This window comes from Streptomyces sp. NPDC059668 (assembly GCF_042734135.1).
Classification (GTDB): Bacteria; Actinomycetota; Actinomycetes; order Streptomycetales; family Streptomycetaceae; genus Streptomyces.
Genome location: NZ_JBHWEL010000051.1, coordinates 952 through 23,479 on the forward strand (window position 1 = coordinate 952; position 22,528 = coordinate 23,479).

The 22,528-nt window shown below is 72.8% G+C and carries 18 protein-coding genes; 9 read left to right on the plus strand and 9 right to left on the minus strand.

Annotated elements, in window-relative coordinates; all coding sequences use genetic code 11:
- Positions 1-47: 47 nt before the first annotated feature.
- Entirely contained in the window at positions 48-887 is an 840-nt protein-coding gene (locus tag ACFV2J_RS29250; RefSeq protein WP_385441428.1) for an RNA polymerase sigma factor SigF, read from the minus strand.
- A 465-nt stretch (positions 888-1,352) separates the two neighbouring features.
- On the opposite strand from ACFV2J_RS29250, the gene ACFV2J_RS29255 reads away from it, so the two are divergent.
- The gene (locus tag ACFV2J_RS29255) at positions 1,353-2,738 is read left to right on the plus strand and encodes an MFS transporter (RefSeq protein ID WP_385093269.1); all 1,386 of its coding nucleotides are present in this window, start codon (positions 1,353-1,355) and stop codon (positions 2,736-2,738) included.
- Between the two features lie 51 nt (positions 2,739-2,789).
- Here the strand turns inward: ACFV2J_RS29255 and ACFV2J_RS29260 are convergent, their stop codons facing one another.
- From ACFV2J_RS29260 to lnt, 4 genes are all read right to left on the minus strand, one after another.
- The gene (locus ACFV2J_RS29260; protein ID WP_385441432.1) at positions 2,790-4,715 is read right to left on the minus strand and encodes a helix-turn-helix domain-containing protein; all 1,926 of its coding nucleotides are present in this window, start codon (positions 4,713-4,715) and stop codon (positions 2,790-2,792) included.
- A gap of 147 nt (positions 4,716-4,862) precedes the next feature.
- Positions 4,863-5,663, minus strand: a complete 801-nt coding sequence (locus ACFV2J_RS29265) for a 3-hydroxybutyrate dehydrogenase (RefSeq protein ID WP_385093274.1) — start codon at positions 5,661-5,663, stop codon at positions 4,863-4,865.
- Between the two features lie 60 nt (positions 5,664-5,723).
- Positions 5,724-6,197, minus strand: coding sequence for an NUDIX domain-containing protein (locus ACFV2J_RS29270; RefSeq protein WP_385093277.1), 474 nt, complete (start codon positions 6,195-6,197; stop codon positions 5,724-5,726).
- A gap of 82 nt (positions 6,198-6,279) precedes the next feature.
- Entirely contained in the window at positions 6,280-7,893 is a 1,614-nt protein-coding gene (lnt, locus tag ACFV2J_RS29275; RefSeq protein ID WP_385093280.1) for an apolipoprotein N-acyltransferase, read from the minus strand.
- 298 nt (positions 7,894-8,191) lie between these two features.
- On the opposite strand from lnt, the gene ACFV2J_RS29280 reads away from it, so the two are divergent.
- Complete coding sequence (locus ACFV2J_RS29280; RefSeq protein WP_385441436.1) at positions 8,192-9,265, plus strand: O-antigen ligase family protein; 1,074 nt, start codon at positions 8,192-8,194, stop codon at positions 9,263-9,265.
- Positions 9,266-9,377: 112 nt separating this feature from the next.
- Here the strand turns inward: ACFV2J_RS29280 and ACFV2J_RS29285 are convergent, their stop codons facing one another.
- Both ACFV2J_RS29285 and ACFV2J_RS29290 read right to left on the minus strand, forming a co-directional pair.
- The gene (locus ACFV2J_RS29285) at positions 9,378-9,923 is read right to left on the minus strand and encodes a hypothetical protein (protein WP_385087586.1); all 546 of its coding nucleotides are present in this window, start codon (positions 9,921-9,923) and stop codon (positions 9,378-9,380) included.
- 105 nt (positions 9,924-10,028) lie between these two features.
- Positions 10,029-10,814 carry a glutamate racemase gene (locus ACFV2J_RS29290; RefSeq protein WP_385087588.1) on the minus strand — a complete coding sequence of 262 codons (786 nt, stop codon included), beginning with the start codon at positions 10,812-10,814 and terminating at the stop codon, positions 10,029-10,031.
- Between the two features lie 58 nt (positions 10,815-10,872).
- Here ACFV2J_RS29290 and ACFV2J_RS29295 point away from each other — a divergent pair, with 58 nt between their 5' ends.
- Positions 10,873-12,048 (plus strand): glycosyltransferase, encoded by a 1,176-nt coding sequence (locus ACFV2J_RS29295; RefSeq protein ID WP_385087589.1) that lies wholly within the window; start codon positions 10,873-10,875, stop codon positions 12,046-12,048.
- Positions 12,049-12,066: 18 nt separating this feature from the next.
- Here ACFV2J_RS29295 and ACFV2J_RS29300 read toward each other — a convergent pair whose 3' ends face one another.
- The gene (locus ACFV2J_RS29300) at positions 12,067-13,398 is read right to left on the minus strand and encodes a TerD family protein (protein WP_385087605.1); all 1,332 of its coding nucleotides are present in this window, start codon (positions 13,396-13,398) and stop codon (positions 12,067-12,069) included.
- 292 nt (positions 13,399-13,690) lie between these two features.
- On the opposite strand from ACFV2J_RS29300, the gene ACFV2J_RS29305 reads away from it, so the two are divergent.
- From ACFV2J_RS29305 to ACFV2J_RS29320, 4 genes are all read left to right on the plus strand, one after another.
- Positions 13,691-14,134, plus strand: coding sequence for a DUF6643 family protein (locus ACFV2J_RS29305; protein ID WP_385087591.1), 444 nt, complete (start codon positions 13,691-13,693; stop codon positions 14,132-14,134).
- Between the two features lie 45 nt (positions 14,135-14,179).
- Complete coding sequence (locus tag ACFV2J_RS29310) at positions 14,180-15,007, plus strand: MOSC domain-containing protein (protein WP_385087593.1); 828 nt, start codon at positions 14,180-14,182, stop codon at positions 15,005-15,007.
- Between the two features lie 223 nt (positions 15,008-15,230).
- Complete coding sequence (locus tag ACFV2J_RS29315) at positions 15,231-15,836, plus strand: hypothetical protein (protein WP_385087594.1); 606 nt, start codon at positions 15,231-15,233, stop codon at positions 15,834-15,836.
- 158 nt (positions 15,837-15,994) lie between these two features.
- Complete coding sequence (locus ACFV2J_RS29320) at positions 15,995-18,424, plus strand: right-handed parallel beta-helix repeat-containing protein (RefSeq protein ID WP_385087596.1); 2,430 nt, start codon at positions 15,995-15,997, stop codon at positions 18,422-18,424.
- On the opposite strand, the gene ACFV2J_RS29325 is transcribed toward ACFV2J_RS29320, so the two are convergent.
- On the minus strand, positions 18,394-20,676 hold the full coding sequence (locus tag ACFV2J_RS29325) for a hypothetical protein (RefSeq protein WP_385087607.1): 2,283 nt from the start codon (positions 20,674-20,676) through the stop codon (positions 18,394-18,396). The genes ACFV2J_RS29320 and ACFV2J_RS29325 overlap by 31 nt on opposite strands.
- A gap of 403 nt (positions 20,677-21,079) precedes the next feature.
- Between ACFV2J_RS29325 and ACFV2J_RS29330 the strand changes: the two genes are divergently transcribed.
- On the plus strand, positions 21,080-21,910 hold the full coding sequence (locus ACFV2J_RS29330) for a DeoR/GlpR family DNA-binding transcription regulator (protein ID WP_385087598.1): 831 nt from the start codon (positions 21,080-21,082) through the stop codon (positions 21,908-21,910).
- Between the two features lie 109 nt (positions 21,911-22,019).
- On the plus strand, positions 22,020-22,499 hold the full coding sequence (locus ACFV2J_RS29335) for an SRPBCC family protein (RefSeq protein WP_385087599.1): 480 nt from the start codon (positions 22,020-22,022) through the stop codon (positions 22,497-22,499).
- Positions 22,500-22,528: the final 29 nt, after the last annotated feature.

The window sequence follows — 22,528 nt, forward strand, 5'->3', positions numbered from 1 at the left end:
CCCCTGGGAGGACGGGGCGCGCCGCCGGTCGGTGGGGCAGGGCGTGCTCAGCCGGTGGTGAGCATGCCTGTCCGGAGCTTGGTGAGGGTGCGGTTCAGCAGGCGAGAGACGTGCATCTGGGAGACGCCGAGGTGCTCGCCGATCTGCGCCTGGGTGAGTTCGTCGACGAACCGCATATGGATGATGCAGCGTTCCCGCTCGTCGAGCGCGGCGATCATCGGCGCCAGCGCGTGGAAGTCTTCGACGAGTTCCAGGGCGTGGTCGTCGGCGCCGATGAAGTCGGCCAGCGCGGCCTCGCCCTCGTCACCGGAGTTGACGGTGGCGTCGAGGGAGGACGAGTTGTAGCCGTTGGAGGCGAGCCGTGCCTCGTTGACCTCCTCCTCGCTCAGGCACATCAGCTCGGAGAGCTCCTTGACCGTGGGGGTGCGGCCGAGCCGGCTGCGGAGCTCCTCGGTGGCCTTGGCGAGCTGGATGCGGGCTTCCTGCAGGCGGCGGGGAACGTGGACCGCCCACGAGGTGTCGCGGAAGAAGCGCTTGATCTCGCCGACGATGTAGGGGACGGCGAAAGACGTGAACTCGACTTCCCGAGTGAGCTCGAACCGGTCGATGGCCTTGATCAGTCCGACCATGCCGACCTGGACGATGTCCTCCATGTCGTCCGGGCCGCGGCTGCGGAACCGCGCGGCCGCGAAACGGACGAGGCTCATGTTCATCTCGATCAGCGTGTTGCGTGCGTACTGGTACTCGTGCGTGCCCTCTTCGAGCACGGCCAGCTGTTCGAAGAACAGTCCGGACAGCTGACGCGCGTCCCGGGGAGCCACCCGCGAAGGCACCTCTATCTCCGGCAGCGCCACCGTCTGTGTCTCTGTCGCCTCGGTCACCGTCATACCAGGCCCCTCCCACGTGATCCAGCCCCCGTGCCGCCGACTGCTGGAGGCCGACGCAAGGCCGACTACCCCCATACAGGCGGGCCATACCGGCGCATCGCCGAACGGCCGGACCACGGGGCCGGATCGCGCGCACTCGCCCGGCGGATGAAGTGCGGCCGCACGTCCCACGGCGCGGCTCACCCGACGTCTGCCCCGGGGTGTTGACGTGGGCTTTCAGTCGGCACCGAACCAGCACGGGAGTCGGCACGCCGCCGCCGAATCATCCCTGCCAAGGGGACATCTCGTACGGCACTCGTTCCGGTCCCCTTCAGGCCGTCGAACCATCCTTCCGCGAGCGGCATGGGGGCCGCACGCACAAGCCGCCCCCAAAGTATGGTGCCCCACCACATGTGCCCCTGACCTGCATCTTCCTACGGTGTGCCACACGTACCCGTCCCCACGGCACACAAGGAAGTGGCGCACATGGCCTCCGCAGCAACCGCTCCCCCACCACCCGCCAACCTGAAGCGCATCGTCGCCGCCAGCCTCATCGGTACCACCATCGAGTGGTACGACTTCTTCCTGTACGGCTCGGCGGCCGCGCTCGTCTTCAACAAGCTCTTCTTTCCCGGCTCCGACCCGCTCGTCGGCACGCTGCTGTCGTTCCTCACGTACGCGGTCGGTTTCGCGGCCCGGCCGCTCGGCGCCCTGGTCTTCGGACACTACGGGGACCGGCTCGGCCGCAAGAAACTGCTGGTGCTCAGCCTGTTGCTGATGGGCGGGGCGACGTTCGCGATCGGTCTGCTGCCGACCCACGCGACGGTCGGCGCGGCGGCCCCCGTACTGCTGACGGCGCTGCGCCTGGTGCAGGGCTTCGCGCTGGGCGGCGAGTGGGGCGGCGCCGTCCTGCTGGTGTCCGAACACGGGGACGCGAAGCGACGCGGCTTCTGGGCCTCCTGGCCGCAGACCGGAGCTCCCGCGGGACAACTCCTGGCGACCGGCGTGCTCTCGCTGCTCACCGCCACCCTGTCGGACGGCTCCTTCGTCGCCTGGGGCTGGCGCGTCCCCTTCCTGCTGTCCGGTGTACTGGTCGTCGTCGGTTTGTGGATACGTCTGTCTGTCGATGAATCACCCGTGTTCAAGGAGGCGTTGGCGCGGGCCGAGGAACGCGGGCGGGCACCGGCATCCGCCGCGGAGAAGCTGCCCCTGGTGTCCGTGCTGCGCCACCACTGGCGCGACGTCCTGGTCGCCATGGGCGCTCGTATGGCGGAGAACATCAGCTACTACGTGATCACCGCCTTCATCCTCGTGTACGCCACCACGTCCGCGGGCGTCTCCCGGCAGACCGCGCTCAACGCGGTACTGATCGCCTCCGCCGTGCACTTCGCCGTCATCCCGGCCTGGGGCGCGCTGTCGGACCGGATCGGCCGCAGGCCCGTCTATCTGCTGGGCGCCGCCGGGGTGGGGCTGTGGATGTTCCCCTTCTTCTCGCTCATCGACACGGGCGGCTTCGGCAACCTGGTCCTCGCCGTCACCGTCGGACTCGTCCTGCACGGCGCGATGTACGCGCCCCAGGCCGCCTTCTTCTCCGAGATGTTCGCGACCCGGATGCGCTACTCCGGTGCCTCGATCGGCGCCCAGTTCGCCTCGGTCGCGGCGGGCGCTCCCGCCCCGCTGATCGCGACCGCGCTGCTGTCCGACTACGGCAGCTCCACACCGATCTCCCTGTACGTCATCGCGGCGGCCGTCGTGACCCTGATCGCGGTGGGCGTCGCCGACGAGACCCGGCACCGCGACCTGGCCGGCGTGGCGGACCACGACGAGGCAGAGGTGGCCGTGCCGGTGGCGGACGCGCGCTCCACGTCCTGACGCCGCACGTCCACGCCCTCATCTCCCGACCCCCGTACCCGCGTACGGGGGTCAGTGCGGTGCCACCGTGGACAACCGATGCAAGCGCAGGGCGAGTTGGATCTCCAGCACCCGGGCCGGGCTCTGCCAGTCCTCGCCCAGCAACCGGCCCACCCGCTCCAACCGCTGGGCCACCGTGTTCACATGGACGTGCAGGTCCTCCTTGGTGCGCGCCGGGCTCATCCCGCACGCGAAGTAGGCGTCGAGGGTGCGCAGCAGGTCCGTGCCGCGCTGCTGGTCGTAGGCCACGACCCGGCCGATGGTTCGCCCGACGAAGCCGGAGATGTCCCGGTCCCCGGCGAGCAGCAGCCCCAGGAACCCGAAGTCCTCGGCTGCGGCGCCGTCCCCGGCACGCCCGAGCAGGCGCAGCGCCTCCAGACAGCGCTGCCCCTCCTCGTACGCCGCCGCGACCGCCTCGGGGTGCGCGGCGAGGGCCTCCAGGGGTGCCGAGGCGCCGACCGTGACGGCCTCGTGGACGGCGGTGCCCAGTTGTCCGGCCGTGCGGCGGGCCAGGTCGGTGGCGGTCTCGTCCGGGCCGAGCGGGAGCAGCAGCACCGTGCCGCCGTCCCGGGCGGCGGCCAGTCCGTGTCCGGTCGCGGCCAGATGGGACGCGGCGGACCACAGCCGTCGGCGGGCGTCCGCCTCCCGGTCGGCGTCGGCGGCCGTGGTGTCGAGGCGGGCGGCGAGCACCACGTGGACGGCGTCCAGGTCGGCGTGGAGCCGGCTGGCGCGCTCCCGCAGCAGCCGCGGGTCTCGGTCCCGCGCGTCCAGCAGATCGTCCAACAGCTCGCCACGGACGCGCTGTTCGGCCTCGGCCGCCGAGCGTCTGGCCAGCAGGAGCAGTGAGGTGACCATCGCGGCGCGTTCAAGGGTGCGCTGGTCGACGGGGTCGAGGCCCGGGTGTCCGCCCAGCACCAGCGCGCCGAGCAGCTCGCCCCCGGCCGTCACGGCCGCGACCCAGTCCCGGCCGTGCCGCACCGCGTGGCCCTCGGCGCGGGAGGCCTGGAGGGCGGCGCCCGGCGCGGTGTCCGTCCCGGTGAACTCGACCGGCCCGTCGAGCACTTCGGAGACCGCGGCGGCCACGTCATGGACCCCGCCGCCGCGCAGCACCAGCTCGGCGAGGCGGTCGTGGACCTCCGAGGCGCGCTCGATCACTCCGCTGCGGTCCCGGATGATCTCGTTGGCGCGGCCCAGGCGATCGAGGGCCGAGCGGGTCTCCAGCAGCCGGTTCGCCGTGTCGATGGCCGCCGCGGCCAGCGCCGCGAACGAGCCGAGGAGGGCGATCTGCTCACGCTCGAAGATCCGTGCCCGCCGGTCCGCGGCGAACAGCACTCCGATGACATGACGCCCGATCATGAGGGGGACGCCGAGGATCGCGACCAGGCCCTCGTCCCGTACGCCCGCGTCGATGGCCCGGGTGTGCTGGAAGCGGTCGTCCTTGAAGTAGTCGTCGGTGACATAGGGACGGGCGGTCTGGGCGACGAGGCCGCCGAGCCCCTCCCCCATGCCGAGCCGCAACTGCTGGAAGCGCGCCGCGACCGAGCCCTCGGTGACGCGCATGTAGGTGTCTCCCTCGGCCTCGTCGTGCAGGCTGAGGTAGGCGACGTCCGTGCCCAGCAGTGACCGGGCCCGCTGCACGATCGCGCGCAGCACCGCGTCGAGGTCGCGCAGGCCCGCCAGGTCGTGGGCGGTCTCGAAGAGCGCCGACAGTTCCGCCTCGCGACGGCGCCTGCCCTCCATCTCGGAGCGCACGCGCAGGGCCAGCAGCTTCGCCTCTTCCAGCGCGGCGACTCGGGCGGCGGGACGGCCCTCGGCGCGGGCGAGCAGGACCGGCTGCTCGTACGCCTCGGCGGGGGCGCCTCTGGCCAGCAGCCGGAGGAAGGGCGTCTCGGCGTTGTCGGCGGGGCGTTCGGCGGACGGCACGTGATCGCGGGACATGCTCACAGGATGACCTGTCGTCGGGTCGGCCCGGCCGGCCCTGTGGACAACTCGGCGGCGACCGGATCGGCCGGTGCCGCGGCGGGCGGGGTTCGCCGCGTCCGGGCGCCCGGCACCGGGTGTGGACAGCGTTCGTGATCGATACGCCTAGTGCGCGGTCCAGCCGCCGTCCATGACCAGCGAGGTGCCGGTGACGAAGGAGGTCAGGGGCCCGCACAGATAGACCACGGCCTCGGCGACCTCCTCGGGTTCGACGAGACGTTTGACCGCGCTGTCCCGCAGCAGCACCTCGGACAGCACACGCTCCTCGGGAACGGCGTGGGCCCGCGCCTGGTCCGCGAGCTGCTTCTCGACCAGTGGGGTGCGCACGTAGGCGGGATTCACACAGTTCGAGGTCACTCCGTGGGGGGCGCCTTCCAGGGCGGTCGTTTTCGACAGCCCCTCCAGCCCATGTTTCGCGGCCACGTACGCCGACTTGAAGGCGGACGCACGCAGCCCATGGACCGAGGACACGTTGACGATGCGGCCCCAGCCCTGCCCGTACATGTGCGGCAGTGCGCCGCGGATCAGCCGGAAGGGGGCTTCCAGCATCACCGTGAGCATGGTGTGGAAGACCTCGGGCGGAAACTCCTCGATGGGCCGCACCGTCTGCAGTCCGGCGTTGTTGACGAGGACGTCCGTGCCCTCGGCGGCGCGCTCGGCCGCGTCGAGGTCGGTGAGGTCGAGCGGATGCGGCTCGACGGTGCCCGGGAGGCCTCGGGCCAGCTCGGCGAGTTCGTCCAGCCCCGCGGTGTCCAGGTCGACCGCCCGCACCGTGGCCCCGTCGGCGGCCAGCCGCAGCGCGCAGGCTCGGCCGATGCCGCCGGCGGCGCCGGTGACCAGGGCGGTACGGCCGTGGAGGCCGGACGGGAGGGCGTGGGGGCCCGGGAGGGCACTGGGCGCGGTCATGGCTCGACCCTAGGCAGGCCGACCGGCCCCACACATGTGCTCACCGCACACAGTTCCCCCTCAGCTCGTGGTGTCGAACCATGTGGGTGCCTGGGACAGGGCCTGCTTGATCCGGAGCAGCGCGAACTCGTTCAGCTCCGGCAGGGCGTCGACCGAGAACCAGCCGACCTCCAGGGACTCGTCGTCGTTGACCCGCGCCTCGCCGCCGACGGCCCGGCAGCGGAACGTGATGTCCATGAACTGGCAGACGTCGTCGTTCTCGTAGGTGACCGGTTCCATGGCCTGGACGAGCACGACGCGCTCGACGACGCAGTCCACGGCCGTCTCCTCGAAGACCTCCCGCACCGCGCAGGCCGCGGGCTGCTCGCCGGGATCCGGGATGCCACCGACGACCGACCACTTGCCGGTGTCCGTGCGCCGGCCCAGCAGCACTCGGCCCTCGTCGTCGAAGACGATGGCGGTGACTCCGGGGAGCCAGAGCAGCTGATGCCCCGCGGAGGCCCGGATCGTACGGATGAAGTCAGGGATAGCCATGACCCGACCCTAACGGTCGGCTTCCGCCACCCGGCCGCGGCCGCGGCCGCACGACACGACCCGGCCCCGGCGCCCAGGACCCCTAGACCGCGCCGTCCCGGCGCCCGCGGACCGCCCGGGCCCCGGCCCAGCCGAGCCCGCCCGCCGCGACCAACACCAGAAGCATCTCGGGGAGGATCCCCAGCCGCGTCGCCGGGGTCTCGGAGGAACGCAGCGGCACCTTCTGGACCAGCGAGTCCGCCACGAACATCCCGGTCCGCTGGGTGATCCGCCCGTCCGGCATGATGACGGCGCTGACGCCGCTGGTCACCGGCACCGTGACGGTACGGCTGTGCTCCACGGCACGGACCCGGGACATGGCGAGCTGCTGATAGGTCATCTCGCTGCGGTCGAAGGTCGCGTTGTTGCTCGGCACCGAGATGATCTGCGCACCGTCCGTCACGGTGCTGCGCACGGCCCAGTCGAACGCGGCCTCGTAGCAGGTGACGAGTCCGACCCCGGTGCCGTCCATGGAGAAGACGCCGGGCTTGTGACCCCGGCTGAAGTCCTGGCGCACCATCGACGTCCAGTTCTCGTTGATCGCGCCGAGCAGCGAGCGCAGCGGAAGGTACTCGCCGAACGGCTGGACCTGTCGTTTGTCGTAGGTGTCCAGGGGCCCCTTCACCGGGTCCCACAGGATCTGCTCGTTGTAGAGCCTGCCGTCCCGCTCGACGACCCCGCCGACCGAGATGGGCGCACCGATGGCCTTCGCCGCGGTGTCGATGACGGCACGGGCGTCGGCGTTGGTGAACGGATCGACGTCCGAGGAGTTCTCCGGCCACAGCACGAAGTCGGGCCGTGCGACCTTGCCCGCCTTCACCTCGGCGGCCAGCCGCTCGGTCTCCCGCGCGTGGTAGTCGAGGACGGCGCGCCGCTGGGAGTTGAAGTCGAGTCCCGCGCGCGGCACGTTGCCCTGCACCACCGCGACGGTCGCCGTGCCGTCCTCGGCCTTGTCGCTCACCAGCGCACGCGCTGCGAGCGCCCCCACCACGGGGACCGCGACGGCGAGCAGCGCCACCGCGGCGGCACCCCGTCGTACGGCACCGGCGCGACGGCCCTCGACGATCTGGCGCACGATCTCGTACAGCCCGAAACCGCAGAGCACCACGCCGAAGCCGAGCACCGGAGTGCCGCCCAGCGCGGCCAGCGGGAGGAACACGCCGTCCGCCTGACCGAAGGCGATCTTCCCCCAGGGGAAGCCGCCGAACGGCGCTCGCGCGCGGGCCGCCTCTCCAGCGATCCACACGGCAGCGGCCCACAGGGGCCAGCCGGGCAGCCGGGACACCAGGGTGATGCCCGCGCCGACGAGCGCGATGTACACCGCTTCCACGGCGACGAGCGCCAGCCATGGACCGGGACCCACCTCGACGCCGGTCCACACGAGCAGCGGGAGCAGGAAGCCGAGCCCGAACAGATAACCGAGCCCGAGCCCCGCCTTCCAGGAGCGTCCGCGCAGGACCCAGGCGAAGACCGCGAAGGCGGGCAGGGCCAGCCACGACGCGGTGCGCGGCGGGAAACTGACGTAGAGCAGCACTCCGGAGAGCGCAGCGGCGGCGGCCGGTGCGTATCGCCGTGCCAGTCTGGCCCCGCGCGATGCGGACGCGGCGTGGGGCTCGAGCTGTTCCGGCTCGTCTACGGAGGTTGCTGTGGCGGTCACCCGGGGAGTGTACGGCGCGTGACCTGGGCTCCGACAGCACGGTCCGTCCCGGGGCCCCTGAGGGGATCTCCCGCCCTTCCCGGCCGCCCCCGTCCAGGGTCCCGCGCCGCCCAGGAGACGGATCACGCGCCCCGGAGGCCGCTCACCCTCCGTCCGATGCATCGTTTTTCTGCGCAAGTCATCCACAAACCGGCGCATCAGCCGTTACGGTGTGCCCGAGCTTCTGACGTGGCCGGATATGGCCACGACGGTCTGGGCTCGTCACAGGTCGGGGGGCTACGGGGTGGGTTCGACGGGGATGACGTCCGCGGCCGGTGCGACGGCCGCGGGAGAGAGACGAAACGTTTCGGACGCGGCGGGCGTGCTGGCCCTCGGGGCCTGCGCGGTCTGGTCACTGATCACCGCGGGCGTGCACGACGGGCGCCCCGAGGGAGTCCTGCTGGCGGTGCTCGCGATGGCCGCCGGCTACGCCTCGGGGCGGATCCTGGGCGCGGTCGCACCGGTCGCCGCCCCCTGCGCCGGTGCCTTGGTCGGACTCGGCCTCGCCCTCGTCGCGCGATACACCACCCCGGGCCCGCAGATCACGGTGCCGCTCGGGCACACCGGCGCCGCGGCAGCACTGCTGACCCTCTCCACCGCGGCGGCGTGCTGCGCGGCCTGGGCGGCACGCCGGCCGGGGCTTCGGCTCGCGCTGCGCCTGCTGGCCCTCGGGATCACGGTGGCCGCCGCGATCCTCGGCTCGGCCGCCGGATGCGCCCTCGGCACCGGTGTGCTGCTGTGCTCGCTCGCCGCCGACCGCGTACGGCGCCGCGCCCTCGGCCTCGGGGGCTTCGCGCTCGCCGCGGCCGCGGTCACGTCGACGACCTGGGCCGTCGCGGAGAACGCGCTCCCGGACGGGCTGACCGCCTCCCTCGAAGGCCAGCTCACCGAGCACCGGGTGCTGCTCTGGCAGGACGCGCTCCATCTGACCGGCCGGAATCCGGTACTGGGAGTGGGACCGGGCCGTTACGCGGAGCTCAGTCCGACGGTCGCGCAGACGCCGCTGCCCGACGGCAGGCCGCACTCCGCCGCGCTCCAGCAGATGGCCGAACAGGGAGTGACCGGCGCACTGCTGCTCGCATTGCTCTTCTGCTGGGTCCTCTACTCACTGTGGCGCTCGCCGCAGTCCACGCCGGTCGTGCTGACGGCGGGAGCGGGCCTGACGGCCCTGGCCGTGATCGCCTCGGTGGGCAACGCGCTGAGTTTCACCACGGTGACCGCGGGCGCGGGGCTGCTCGCGGGTCTCGCGACGGCACGGCCGCTGGCGGACGGATGTCCTGAGAACGTCGTCAAGGAGGACGAGCGGCCCTGGGCACACCGGCTCGAACCGTGAAGCCCACGAGCCGGCCCCGACCCCGACCCCGTGCTCGTACAGGCGCGCATTGCCGTGCGGGCGCTTTGCCGCACCGAACGTACCGGCGTACCGGACGTACAGGCGTACCGGCTCAGATCACGGCGCCGGGAGTGGCCGGCCGCAGCCTGTCCCGGATCACCCGGACGGCCGCCTCCGCGTTGTCCACCGTGATGGTGAACGTATGGCCGTCCCCGAGCCGGAGCACCATGCCCTCGCCGCGCCGGACGATGACGGCGGTGCCCTTCTCGGGACGCCAGCGGTAGCCCCAGCCGCCCCACTGCCACGGCGTGACGCTGGGCGCGAAGTCGGCGCCGACCACGTCCGAGAGGGGAATGCGGCGCCGGGGCAGCCCGACGTGCCCGCAGCGCACTTCGAGGCAGTCCTTGTCGACCTTCACGGCGACGTGCACGAAGGCGAGCGTCCCGAAGAGGACGAGCAGTCCCGCCGCGATGCAGCCGACGACGGACATGGCGAGCGCGGCGACGCCCGAGGTCCAGGTGGACTCGACGGCCAGCTCGATGCCGAGCGCGATACAGGCGGCACCGGCGAGCGCCGGAAGCCACTGGACACGATTGGTCGCACGCCCGGTCCAGACATCGGAGTGCGGGACGTATTCGCCGTGGGGGTGGTCCCTCATGCGTAAGAGACTACTCATGTTCCGCAGCGCGGGCACCGGCTCGCGGAGGGTCACTGCTCCGGCGGGAGGCCCGGCGACGCAGGGCGCCCGAGGGGTGACCGGCGGTCAGCGGACGGGGCTGACCGACTGAAGGAGGCGGCCCTCCTCGTACTCCAGCGCGGGCTCGGGCAGCGCACCGGCCCGGCCGCTGAGAAGCACGGTGACGGTGCCGTCGGGGGACGCTCCCGGGTCCGGGAACGCGCCGATCCTGCGCAGCGCCTGCGCGGCCACGGCGCCCGCGGAGGCGTGCAGGACGAGCGGCGGGAGACCGGGCCGCTGCACCGCCGCGCGGATCCGTTCGGCGACCAGCTCGTAATGGGTGCAGCCCAGGACGACGGCCCTCACATCGTCGGGGGTCCGGGCGGCGGCCGCGGCGATCGCGGCGTCGATACCCGCCTGGTCCCCGTGCTCCACGGCGTCGGCGAGCCCGGGGCACGGCACCTCGGTGACGGCCACTCCCTCGGCGAACTCGCTGATGAGTCCCCGCTGGTAGGGGCTGCCGGTGGTGGCGGGCGTCGCCCAGATCGCGACGGGACCGCCGCCGGCCGCGGCCGGCTTGATCGCCGGGACCGTGCCGATCACCGGCACGTCCGGCTCCAGGCGGGCACGCAGGGCGGGCAGCGCGTGCACGGAGGCCGTGTTGCAGGCGACGATCAGAGCGTCGGGGTGGTGTCCGGCCGCCGCCTCGGCGACCGCCAGCGCGCGCTCGGTCACGTCCTGCGGCGCGAGGGGTCCCCAGGGCATGGTGTCGGGCGCCGAGGAGAGGACGAGATCGGCGTCGGGCCGCAGTCTGCGTACCGCGGTGGCGGCGGCGAGCAGTCCGATTCCGGAGTCCATGAGCGCGATCTTCACCCGGTCACCATAGACGATCCGCCCCGACGGGCCCCCGGGGTGGGGCAGACTGCCGCGCGTGAGTGCCGTCGCGTGGACCGCCGTGGGATCACTGGCCGCCTGGCTGTGGCTGCTGCTCGGCCAGGGCTTCTTCTGGCGTACGGATCTGCGGCTGCCACCGCGCCGGGAGCCGGACCACTGGCCGTCCGTCTGTGTCGTCGTCCCCGCACGCGACGAGGCCGGTGTCCTGCCCGCGAGCCTGCCGACGTTGCTCGCGCAGGACTATCCGGGACGGGCCGAGGTCTTCCTCGTCGACGACGGCAGCTCGGACGGCACCGGGCAGCTGGCCCGTGAACTGGCCGGCGCGCACGGCGGGCTCCCGCTCACCGTCGACTCGCCCGGGGAGCCGCCCGCGGGCTGGACCGGCAAGCTCTGGGCCGTACGCCACGGCATCGCCCTGGCCCGCACGCGCGAGCCCGTGTACCTGCTGCTGACGGACGCGGACATCGCCCACGCGCCCGACAGCCTGCGGTCCCTGGTGGCCGCGGCGGACGCCGGCGGGTTCGACCTCGTCTCCCAGATGGCCCGGCTGAGGGTGGAGAGCGTGTGGGAGCGGTTCGTCGTGCCCGCGTTCGTCTACTTCTTCGCCCAGCTCTATCCCTTCCGGTGGATCGCGGTGAGGGGGTCGCGCACGGCGGCAGCGGCCGGTGGCTGTGTGCTGCTGCGCGCGGACGCCGCCGAGCGGGCGCGGGTTCCGGACGCCATCCGGCACGCGGTCATCGACGACGTGGCGCTCGCGCGGGCGGTGAAGGGCGCGGGGGGTCACATCTGGCTGGGGCTCGCCGAGGGGGTGGACAGCGTGCGTCCCTACCCTCGGCTGCACGACCTGTGGCGCATGGTCTCGCGCAGCGCGTACGCCCAGCTGCGGCACAACCCGCTGCTGCTCCTGGGCACGGTCCTCGGCCTCGCGCTGGTCTACCTGGTCCCGCCGCTCGCGCTCGTCACGGGTCTGGTCGTGGGAAGCACGGGGGCTGCGGCGGCCGGGGGGCTCGCGTGGCTGGTGATGACGGCGACGTACCTGCCGATGGTGCGCTACTACCGGCAGCCCTGGTGGCTGGCTCCGCTGCTGCCGGTCACCGCGTTCCTGTACCTCCTCATGACGGTCGATTCCGCGGTGCAGCACTACAGGGGGCGCGGCGCGGCCTGGAAGGGCCGCACCTACGCCCGTCCGGACACCGCCCTCGACGAACGCTGACCGGTCACTTCCCGCCGGTCACTTCCTGCCGGGTGTCCAGTTCATGCCCCACCCGTAGACGCGGTCGACGGTGCGCTGGGGGCTCACACCGCGTTCGGGGACGAGGTAGCGGGCCTCACGCTGGACGATCAGGTCGCCGCCGCTGTTGGTGATCAGAGCGAGGGCGCAGACGGTCGAGGGCACGGTGCACTCGTCGAGCGAGAAGTCGACCGGCGCGCCGTTCGTCGGCTGGAGGGTGACCGTCGCGTGCAGGTCGGCGAAGGAGCGCGCGCCCTCGTAGATGGTCACGAAGATGAGGATGCGCCGGAAGCTCTGGCGGTGGTCGAGGTTGACGGTGAGGTTCTCGCCGCTCTCGACGGCACCGGTGCGGTCGTCGCCGTCGAGATGGATGTACGGCGGCTGGTTGAGCGCTCCGAAGGCGTTGCCGAGCGCCTGGACGACTCCCTTGCGGCCGTCGGAGAGTTCGTACAGGGCACACAGGTCGAGGTCGAGGTCCGCGTGCATCGCGACGGCCCGGCCCCGTTTGCTGCCCCACCCCGAGAACTGTTTGCGTACTTGCCAGTTGAGGTTCACCCGCATGGAACCTGAGGTTCCGCCCTGTTTGGTGAGCGACACCGAGGGGGCCTCTTTGGTGAGGGTGACCTTGGAGAGACGTACCGGGGGCCGGGGCGGGACGGGCGGCGGTGGCTGCGTGGGGGGCGTCATGGTGGCGGGCGCGGGGACCGGCGGGGGCGGGCCGACCACGCGTGTGCCGGGCACGGGCGGGGGCGAGGAGGCGGCCGGCCCGGGGGCGGAGGGGAGCGGGGCGGGCGGTGCCGTGTGCTGCGGCTCGTCCACCGTGATCCCGTAGTCCGTGGCCAGGCCTTCCAGGCCGCTGCCGTACCCCTGTCCGACGGCGCGGAACTTCCAGGCGCCCTGGCGCCGGTAGAACTCCCCGAGCACGAAGGCCGTTTCGACCGTCGCGTCCCTGCTGTCGAAGCGGGCGACCTCCGTGCCCCGGCCCGCGTCGAGCACCCGGACGTACAGGCCGGGCACCTGTCCGAAGGTGCCGCCGTCGCAGGAGGCGGCCAGCACCACGGTCTCGATGGCGGGCTCGACGCGCGCGAGGTCGACGAGCAGCGTGTCGGTCACCTGGCCGCCCGCGTCACGCTTCCCCTCGTGACGCACGGCGCCGGAGGAGTGCGCGGGCTGGTTGTAGAACACGAAGTCGTGGTCGGACCGCACCTTCCCGGCGACCAGCAGGAGCGCCGAGGCATCCGCGTCGGGCACCCCGGGGCCCGGACTCCAGCCCATTTCGACGCGCAGCGCACTCGTCGGCACCGGAACATTTGATCCTTTAGGCATTGTCATGTCCGCCCCCATCACATGTCACCGCGCCAGGCCGTGCCCCGGGCCGCCTCTCCGACCCGTTGCCGCCCAACCTATTCCCCCGGGGCCGGGAAGGGCCCGGACAGCCCCGGAAGACGAATGGTCAACCCCCGGTAACCCCTTGGGAACTCGGCCTTTACACGATCTGAACCCGGTTTGGCGCCCTTTTTTGCCGAGTTCGCTCGCATTGGGGATCCCGAGGTGCCGCCGACACGGAAAACAACCCTCTTATCGGTCTCCCCAACCAGCACATCGTGGGCTTAACTTATGTCCCATGACCTCCCCCCGCTCCACCTATGGCGGCGGTTACTACTCCGCGCCGTCCTTCCCGGACACCCCGATCTACGACTCGCTCGTCGCCGAGCGGGGCACCCCCCAGATCGCCCCGATCCGGGTTCCCGCCGCCTACGACACGAGCAGCAGCTACCTGCCCGCGCTCCCGTCGGCACTCCCGGCCCTTCCGGCCGGACCCTCTCATCAGGTCCCCGCGTACGGCGGTTACCCGCAGGCCCAGCAGCCGTCCCCGCTGCAGCAGGCCCCCGCGCCCTACATCCCGCAGCAGGCCGGCGCCCCGCGCGGCTACCCGGGCCCGCAGCAGCAGCCGCAGCGCCCGATGGCGACCGGCACCGGTTACGAGGCGATGCGCCCCGCCGCTCCCCGCCCCGCCCCGGCTCCGTACCAGGACCCGTACAACAACCAGCAGTACCGCGGATACTGAGGCCTTAGGACGGAATTGTCGGCGCCGCCTGGCACGATGGGCGCCATGGGGAACGCGGAGCTGCACTCGATCCATGTCCACCCGGTCAAGGCGTTCCGTGGTCGGTCGCCACGGGACGCCGTGGTGGAGCCCTGGGGACTGGCCGGGGACCGGCGCTGGGCACTGATCGACGACGGGGGAAAGGTCGTCACCCAACGCCAGCAACCACGTCTGGCGCGAGCCGCCGCCGAGCTGATGCCCGGCGGCGTCCGGCTGTCCGCTCCCGGCCGTGCGTCAATCGGGGTCCCGGTGCCCGATCCGGCAGCCGCGGACAGGGTCACGCTGGACCTGTTCGGCGACAAGGTGGAGGCGGTCCTCGCCGGCCCCGCCGCACATGCCTGGTGCAGCGAGTATCTGGGGGCGGAGACCCGCCTCGTCCACATGGACGATCCCGCCACCCGCCGGCCCCTGGACCCGGAGTACGGGCGACCGGGCGAGACCGTCAGCTTCGCGGACGGCTATCCGCTGCTGATCACGACCCTCGCCTCGCTGGACGCGCTCAACTCCTTGATCGCCCAGGGTGACCGCGCCCACGAGGGCCCTCTGCCGATGAACCGCTTCCGGCCGAACCTGGTGGTCTCCGGCACCACGGCCTGGGCCGAGGACGACTGGACCCGCGTCACCATCGGCGAGGTCGCCTTCCGGGTGGCCAAGATGTGCGGCCGCTGCGTCGTGACCACCACCGACCAGGAGACCGCGGAGCGCGGCAGGGAACCCCTCCGCACGCTCGGGCTCCATCGCCGCTTCGGGTCCCGGCTGATGTTCGGACAGAACCTGGTGCCGGAGACCACGGGCATCGTGCGCGTCGGCGATCAGGTCACGGTCGTCGCATGACCGCCGTGACCGGTTTCCGGTCGCCCTTCCGATCCTCTTCCGCCCGTCCCCCGCACCCGGGAACCCGAGCCCCGGGCACGGTCGTTGGGTCTGTGTGAGAAGTTCATGAGAGGACCGCGGGAACCGCGGGAGGGGTGATGTCGCTCTCTCCTTCCCCGGCCCACGGGTGAACGGCTCTGCCGGGGGTTGTCACGGACGCGGAAGGCGGAAGGGGGGCGCGGTGATGCGCGCGATCGGCGGACTCTGGCGCTGGCGGCACAACCCGTTGCGCCGCGGGACCGATCTGGCCGAAGCCTGGCTGGCCGTGCTGGCCCTCGTGCTGATCGCGGTCGTCGCTCCCATGGCCGGGGTCGCCGCCGGAGCCGCCGCCGAGCACGCCCTCCAGCAGTCCGTCCGGGAACAGCACAGGGCCCGGCACGAGGTGGTGGCCACCGTGGTCAGGAAGCTGACGCGCGCCCCGCTGGAACCCGACCCCGAGGCCTCGTCGGCGCAGGACCCGCACAGCCGCGTGCTCGCCGACTGGACCGCCCCGGACGGCTCCGCGCACCACGGCAGGGTGATCACGGTGCTCAGGTCCCCGCACCGGGGCGACCACTTCACGCTCTGGACCGACCGGCACGGCCGGCTGGTCGGCCGCCCCCTGGACCCGGCCACCGCGACGACGCACGCGGTGCTGGCGGGGATCGGCGCGGCCCTCATGACCGTGGTGCTGCTGGAGGCCGCACGGCGTCTGATCGTCTGGCGCATGACCCTTGGCCGGTACGCCCGTTGGGATCAGGCATGGGACCGGGCAGGCCCGGACTGGGGCAGGACCGGTACCGGCAGTTGACCGCCTTCCCGCTCCGGTCAACCCTCCGTCCCCGCGCACGCTACGGTGGGACGGCCGGACTGCTCGGCATCGTCGTGAGAAGCTGTTCTTGATCGCGACGGCGTTTCAGCACGGCCTCGCAGGACCCGCGTACGACGAGGTGGGGGCAGAACAGCGCCATGGCACAGGGCACGGTCCAGGTGACGCACACCGGCACCTCGCGGTGGCGGCGCCGCACGGGAGAGTACGCATCACTGGCCGCGGCCCTGGAAGCGGCAGCCGACGGAGACGTGCTCACCGTCGCCCCCGGCACCTACCGGGAGAACCTCGTCGTCGAGCGCGCGGTGACACTGCGCGGCCCCGAGGGCTCGCCCGGCTCCGTGCGCATCGCGCCGGTCGACGGGGTCCCGCTGACCGTCCGTGCCTCCGCCGTGGTCCAGGACCTGCACGTCGAGGGCCAGGACTCGGCCGCGCCCGCACTGCTCGTCGAGGAGGGCACCCCGGAGCTGCTGGACATGCGGATCGTCACCCGGTCCTCGGCCGGCATCGAGGTGCGCGGCGGCGCGCGTCCGACCGTGCGCCGCTGCACGGTCGACAATCCGGCGGGCGTGGGCATCGCCGTACTCGACGGCGGCGGCGGGGTGTTCGAGGAGTGCGAGGTCGTCGCGGCCGGCCAGTCGGGCATCGCGGTCCGCGGCGGCGGCCGTCCCCGCCTGGAGCGCTGCCGGGTGCACCACACCTCCGGCGCGGGCCTGTCGGCGACCGGCGAGAACTCCTCGCTGGAGGCGATCGGTTGCGAGGTCTACGAGGTCAAGGGCTCCGGGGTGCAGATCACCGGACGGGCCGCCGCCCACCTCACCGACTGCGATGTGCACCGCACGACCTCGGACGGCGTCACGCTGGACACGGACGCGGTCCTCACGCTCGCCGACTGCCGCATCCACGACATCCCGGAGAACGCGGTCGACCTGCGCTCCCGCTCGGTCCTCACCCTCACCCGCACCACCGTCCGCAAGTTCGGGCGCAACGGCCTGTCGGTGTGGGACCCGGGCACCCGTGTGGACGCCAACCAGTGCGAGATCTTCGACAGCACGGGCGACTACCCCGCGGTCTGGGTCAGCGACGGCGCCACCGCCGTGCTGGAGTCGTGCCGGGTGCACGACGTGCCGGACGCCCTGTTCGTCCTCGACCGCGGTTCGCGTGTCGACGTCGTCGACAGCGACCTCTCCCAAGTACGCAACACGGCTGTCTCGGTGAGCGACGGCGCCACCGCGCAGCTCGACGACTGCCGCATCCGGGACGCCGCGACGGGCGCCTGGTTCCGCGACCACGGAAGCGGCGGAACGCTGTCCGGCTGCACCGTGGACGGCACCCAGACCGGTGTCATCGTCACCAAGGGCGCCGACCCCACCATCGAGCGCTGCACGGTCGACTCCCCCGCGGAGGCGGGCTTCTACGTCTCGGCGGGCGGGCGCGGCAGCTTCCACCACTGCCGGGTGACGGGCAGCGGGGGCTACGGCTTCCATGTCATCGACGGCTGCCGCTCGACGCTGAAGAAGTGCCGTACGGAACGGTGCGCGCGCGGGGGCTACGAGTTCGCCGACGGCGGCAACGCGGCGGGCGGCGGCCCGGTCGTCGAGGACTGCACGAGCGACGAGAGCGCCGGAGTGCGGTCCCCGGCCCCCGAGACGGCCGTACAGACGTCCGGTCCGTCCTCCGGCCTGCTGGGCGCGATCCCGGGCCAGCGCACCACCGAGCAGGAGTCGCCCGCGGGCTCCCCGGAACCCGAGGAGCCGGCGCGCTCCTCCAAGGCAGTCCTCGGCGAACTCGACGCGCTGGTGGGCCTGGAGAGCGTCAAGCGCGAGGTTCGGGCCCTCACCGACATGATCGAGGTGGGCCGGCGGCGGCAGGAGGCGGGCCTCAAGGCGGCCTCGGCGCGGCGCCACCTGGTCTTCACGGGCTCACCCGGTACCGGCAAGACGACGGTCGCCCGGCTGTACGGCGAGATCCTCGCCTCGCTCGGTGTCCTGGAGAAGGGACACCTGGTCGAGGTGTCCCGCGTGGACCTGGTCGGCGAGCACATCGGCTCCACGGCGATCCGCACCCAGGAGGCCTTCGACCGGGCGCGCGGCGGTGTGCTCTTCATCGACGAGGCCTACGCGCTGTCGCCGGAGGACTCGGGGCGCGACTTCGGCCGGGAGGCCATCGACACGCTCGTGAAGCTGATGGAGGACCACCGGGACGCGGTCGTCGTGATCGTCGCGGGCTACACGGCCGAGATGGAGCGCTTCCTCACGGTCAACCCCGGGGTGGCGTCCCGCTTCTCGCGGACCATCACGTTCAGCGACTACATCCCCGAGGAACTCCTGCGGATCGTGCAGCAGCAGGCCGAGGAACACGAGTACAGCCTCGGGTCCGGAGCGCCCGAGGCGCTGCTGAAGTACTTCACGGCCATCCCCAAGGGACCCGCTTTCGGCAACGGCCGCACCGCGCGGCAGACCTTCGAGGCGATGGTCGAGCGGCACGCCGGCCGGGTCGCCCAGCTCGACGAGCCGAGCACGGACGACCTGACCCTGCTCTACGCGGACGATCTTCCCGAGCTGCCCTGAGCGTCCCCCTCGGGACGCGGGCCCGGCACCTCGTGCCGCAACCGCGCCAGCAGCCGCTCCCGTTCCTCGGCGAAGGCCGGGTCCGACTGGTAGTCGGAGTGTCCGAGGATCGGTGCGGGCAGGGGGTGCTCCTGAGTGCGTCCGTAGACGAGCGGGTCCGCCAGGGGGGCGCGGTCGACCTCGGGGCCGCAGTCCCCGGGCAGGCGTACGGGGCCGCCGATGGGGTCGGTGAGCCGGTACAGGTTGCGCCAGCAGTCGACCTCGCGATGCAGGGAGACGAGGGCGGCCGGCCCGAAGTGGGCGGGGAACCAGCGGCCGTAGAGCCGTTCCAGCGGTGAACCGTAGGTGAGCAGGGCGACCCGTCTGCGGACCGAGGGCGTCAGCTGCCAGGCCGCGGCCGCCGCCAGCACGCTGCCCTGGGAGTGCCCGGACAGCACGAGGCGTCCGCCGGTGGCCCGGGTCCAGGTGACCATGCGCCAGGTCAGGTCGGGCACGGCACGCTCGGCGTAGCAGGGCGGCGCGAAGGGATGGGCGGCACGCGGCCAGAAGGTGCCGACGTCCCAGAGGATGCCGATGGTGCGGCGGGCCGCGGGGTCCTTGTAGGCACGCCGGCCCGAGGCGACGAGCAGTATGAAGCCGAGGCCGATCAGCCAGGAGCCGAGGGACTGCGAGGCTTCGGCCGCGCCGTGGACGAAGGCGTACGACCCTCGCGCGGCGCGTGCCGGCGTGTCGCCCGTCGTCAGCGCGCCCATCACGGCTCCGCAGCCCAGCAGCAGCGTCACGAAGGAGACGATCCCGACGACGAGGGGTGCCTGGTCGGTGAGGGCGGCCATGGCGCGCGTGCCGGCGATACGGCGGGTGCGGGTTCTGTCCGTCGGCTCCCCCTGGTGGTCGCGCTCCACCGCGCGCGTCTCGCGGGCGCGCAACCGCCGGGTGCGCAGGGCCAGTCGTCCGCAGAGTCCGAGGAGCACGAGCAGGGTCGGCGGGATCACGGACGCCTGCCAGGTCAGCAGGACGGGCGGGCCCGGCAGTGAACCCCGGGTGCCGTCCAGCCAGTCGGCGACGCGTTGGGCCACTCCCCCGGACATCACACCGCCCAGCGCGCAGGCCAGCATCGCGACGGCGGGGCCGGCCAGACCGCGCAAGGCCGTGCGCGTGTCGGTGGGAAGGGGGGTGTCCGGTGTTCCGGGGGAACCGACGCCGCGCGGGAGGGCGCGGTGCAGGACGCGGGCCACCAGGGCGAGCGCGACGACGAGCAGGCCCTGGGCGAGGGCGAGGCCGCCGAAGGCCGCGTCGCCGGGCAGCCGGCCCGTCGACTGCCAGCCGGGCCGTGACCAGCCGGCGTACAGCAGGGTGAGCGCGAGCAGGACGATCGCCCCCAGGGGCAGCGCGCGCACCAGTCTCGCGTCCAGTTCCCGGTCGAGCCGGTGTTCGCTGCGGCCTCGTCGGCAGACCACCCACAGCACGACGAACGCGCCGACGGCGAGGGCCGTGTGCAGCAACTGGCCCAGGAAGCCGAGCGGGACGGGCCCCGCGGCCCGGCTGTCGAAGCGGGCGGCGGGCCCCCCGACCGCCGCGGTGACCGTCAGCAGTCCCGCGGCGGTGTGCGCCGCGCGCAGCCGGGCCACCAGGCGGCGCCCGTACCAGAAGCCGGGGCGGCCGAGCGCGGTGGGGCCGGTCTCCTCCTCGGGTTCGGCCGCGCGGGACACCGGCTGCTGGGACTCGTACGCGCTCCAGGTGCGGTGGGACAGGTACCACAGCAGGCAGGTCAGCGCCATGGGCACCAGGCCGGCCAGGGCGAGGCGGCGGCCGGGTCCGCTCCACCAGCCGTCGTGCGACAGGTCCGGGGAGAGGAAGGCCAGCCAGGAGTGTTCCTCGGCGCAGGCCCGCGTGCCCGCGCACTGCCAGGCGGCCAGGTCGAGGGCGACCTCGCAGGCGGCGGCGACCAGCAGCACGGTCAGGGTGAGCCCGGTCAGCCGGACGAGCAGACCGTACAGCCGCACCGCCCGCCGGCGGCCGCCGCCGGCGGGGCGCATCCAGTGGGCGAGGTTGACGACCATGAAGGGCAGCAGCAACAGCCACAGGGCACGGGTGCCGTTGCCGGAGGTGAGGTTGCACCACACATAGGCCTCGGGGACCGGCCTGCCCCGGTAGTCGTCGGGGCGCCGCTCCGCGTCGGCGTCCTCCAGGCGCCGGTGGACGGCCGCGACGTCGTCACCGCTGATCCGCACCGTGCGCGGATCGTCCAGCATCTCCGCGGGTGTGGTGCCGCCGACTCCGTGGACCAGGAGTTCGAGGGCGGTGTCGGCCGCTTCGGGCCGTTGCGCGGGGCCGGTGAGCGCTCCCGCCGAGGTCTGTTCCCGTTCTCTCTCCACTGTTTCCGCGCTTCCCCGTGCCGTGTCCGTCGCCTGTGTCATGGGCAGGGACAAGGATCTCCGCCGGGGGCCGCGCCCGCACCGGTGGTCACGGAATCTCCCCGATACGGATGACGGCACGGTGAAGGGAGAGGAACGGTGTCCTCACAGGGAGTGGCGCGACTGTCGGTACCCCGTGCGAGGATGGGTCGTCCTGCAGGCCTCGGAGAGGGAGAATGGCCACGTGGGAGTGGGTTCGGACGGAGTGTCGGGCAGGGCGGACGAAAGGACCGGAGCGGACGTGAGTGAGAATCAGAACCTCCTCGCGGAGCAGCGTCGCGCCCTGATCCTCGACGAGGTGCGGCGCCGGGGCGGCGTCAGGGTGAACGAGCTGACGCGCAAGCTCGGGGTCTCCGACATGACGGTCCGCCGCGACCTCGACGCTCTCGCGCGCCAGGGCGTGGTGGAGAAGGTGCACGGCGGTGCGGTGCCGGTGGCCGAGGCGAGTACGCACGAGCCGGGTTTCGAGGCCAAGTCCGGACTGGAGCTGACCGCCAAGGAGGACATCGCGCGGGCCGCCGCCGAGTTGGTCGTCCCGGGCACCGCGATCGCGCTCTCGGGCGGTACGACGACGTACGCGCTGGCCCATCGTCTCCTGGACGTGCCGGACCTCACCGTGGTCACCAACTCGGTGCGGGTGGCGGACGTGTTCCACGCCGCGCAGCGCGTCTCCGGTCAGCGGCAGGGTGCGGCCACGGTCGTGCTGACCGGTGGGGTGCGCACGCCTTCCGACTCGCTCGTCGGCCCGGTGGCCGACCAGGCCATCGCCGCGCTCCACTTCGACGTGCTGTTCCTGGGGGTGCACGGCATATCCGTGGAGGCGGGTCTGTCCACACCGAACCTGGCGGAGGCCGAGACCAACCGGCGGCTGGTGCAGTCCGCGCGGCGGGTCGTGGTGGTCGCCGACCACACCAAGTGGGGCACGGTGGGGCTGAGTTCGTTCGCCGCGCTGGAGCAGGTGGACACGCTGGTGACGGATGCCGGGCTGCCGGCCGAGGCCCGCGCCGAGATCGCCGAACACCCGACGCATCTCGTGGTGGCCGGTGAGCCGGCGGACGGTACAGACATCTGACGGTCCGCCAGCTAGGGTGACGCTGCCCGTGCGGAGGTCGCGGTACGGGCGTGCTCAGGTCACCGTCCGCCCGCGCCCGGGACTCCGGTCCCGTCAGGGGGTTTCGTCCATGGCACGCCGTCTGCGCCCGGAGGGTCTCGACTTCACCGAGACCGCTCCCCTGCGTCTGGTGTTCGCCCGCGAGATGACCGCTCCTCCCGAGGCCGTCTTCCGGGCGCTGGCCGAGGACGTGTCCGGCTGGAGCGAGTGGTTCCCGGCCGTGGCGCTCGCCCGGCCGAGCGGGGACGGCACCGGGCGTGAGGTCCGGCTCCGCGGCGGCACGCGCTTCCAGGAGACCGTGCTCGCCTCCCGGGCTCCCGAGGTGTACGCGTACCGGGTGGACGTCACGAACGCGCCCGGTGCCCGTGCCCTGGTCGAGGAGTGGCGGCTGACGCCGGCCGGAGGGGGCACGCGGGTCCGGTGGACGTTCGCCGCCGACGGGACGGCTCCCTTCCGGGTGGCCCTGAAGGTGGGCCGGGCGGGCCTCGGCCGGGCCTTCCGGGACGCGGTCACGAAACTGGACCGGCGGCTGGAGTCGGCCCACGCGTGAGCCGGCGGCATACGTCGCCTCTTGAAGCC

What these genes read in the sequence shown, in the direction of transcription:
- ACFV2J_RS29310 (WP_385087593.1), top strand. Translation starts at nt 14,180, where the DNA reads ATGGGGAACGCGGAGCTGCACTCGATCCATGTCCACCCGGTCAAGGCG.
- ACFV2J_RS29325 (WP_385087607.1), bottom strand. Translation starts at nt 20,676, where the DNA reads ATGCTGGACGATCCGCGCACGGTGCGGATCAGCGGTGACGACGTCGCG.
- ACFV2J_RS29305 (WP_385087591.1), top strand. Translation starts at nt 13,691, where the DNA reads ATGACCTCCCCCCGCTCCACCTATGGCGGCGGTTACTACTCCGCGCCG.
- ACFV2J_RS29320 (WP_385087596.1), top strand. Translation starts at nt 15,995, where the DNA reads ATGGCACAGGGCACGGTCCAGGTGACGCACACCGGCACCTCGCGGTGG.
- ACFV2J_RS29265 (WP_385093274.1), bottom strand. Translation starts at nt 5,663, where the DNA reads ATGACCGCGCCCAGTGCCCTCCCGGGCCCCCACGCCCTCCCGTCCGGC.
- ACFV2J_RS29255 (WP_385093269.1), top strand. Translation starts at nt 1,353, where the DNA reads ATGGCCTCCGCAGCAACCGCTCCCCCACCACCCGCCAACCTGAAGCGC.
- ACFV2J_RS29270 (WP_385093277.1), bottom strand. Translation starts at nt 6,197, where the DNA reads ATGGCTATCCCTGACTTCATCCGTACGATCCGGGCCTCCGCGGGGCAT.
- ACFV2J_RS29250 (WP_385441428.1), bottom strand. Translation starts at nt 887, where the DNA reads ATGACGGTGACCGAGGCGACAGAGACACAGACGGTGGCGCTGCCGGAG.
- ACFV2J_RS29280 (WP_385441436.1), top strand. Translation starts at nt 8,192, where the DNA reads ATGACGTCCGCGGCCGGTGCGACGGCCGCGGGAGAGAGACGAAACGTT.
- ACFV2J_RS29285 (WP_385087586.1), bottom strand. Translation starts at nt 9,923, where the DNA reads ATGAGGGACCACCCCCACGGCGAATACGTCCCGCACTCCGATGTCTGG.
- ACFV2J_RS29315 (WP_385087594.1), top strand. Translation starts at nt 15,231, where the DNA reads ATGCGCGCGATCGGCGGACTCTGGCGCTGGCGGCACAACCCGTTGCGC.
- ACFV2J_RS29300 (WP_385087605.1), bottom strand. Translation starts at nt 13,398, where the DNA reads ATGACAATGCCTAAAGGATCAAATGTTCCGGTGCCGACGAGTGCGCTG.
- ACFV2J_RS29260 (WP_385441432.1), bottom strand. Translation starts at nt 4,715, where the DNA reads ATGTCCCGCGATCACGTGCCGTCCGCCGAACGCCCCGCCGACAACGCC.
- ACFV2J_RS29335 (WP_385087599.1), top strand. Translation starts at nt 22,020, where the DNA reads ATGGCACGCCGTCTGCGCCCGGAGGGTCTCGACTTCACCGAGACCGCT.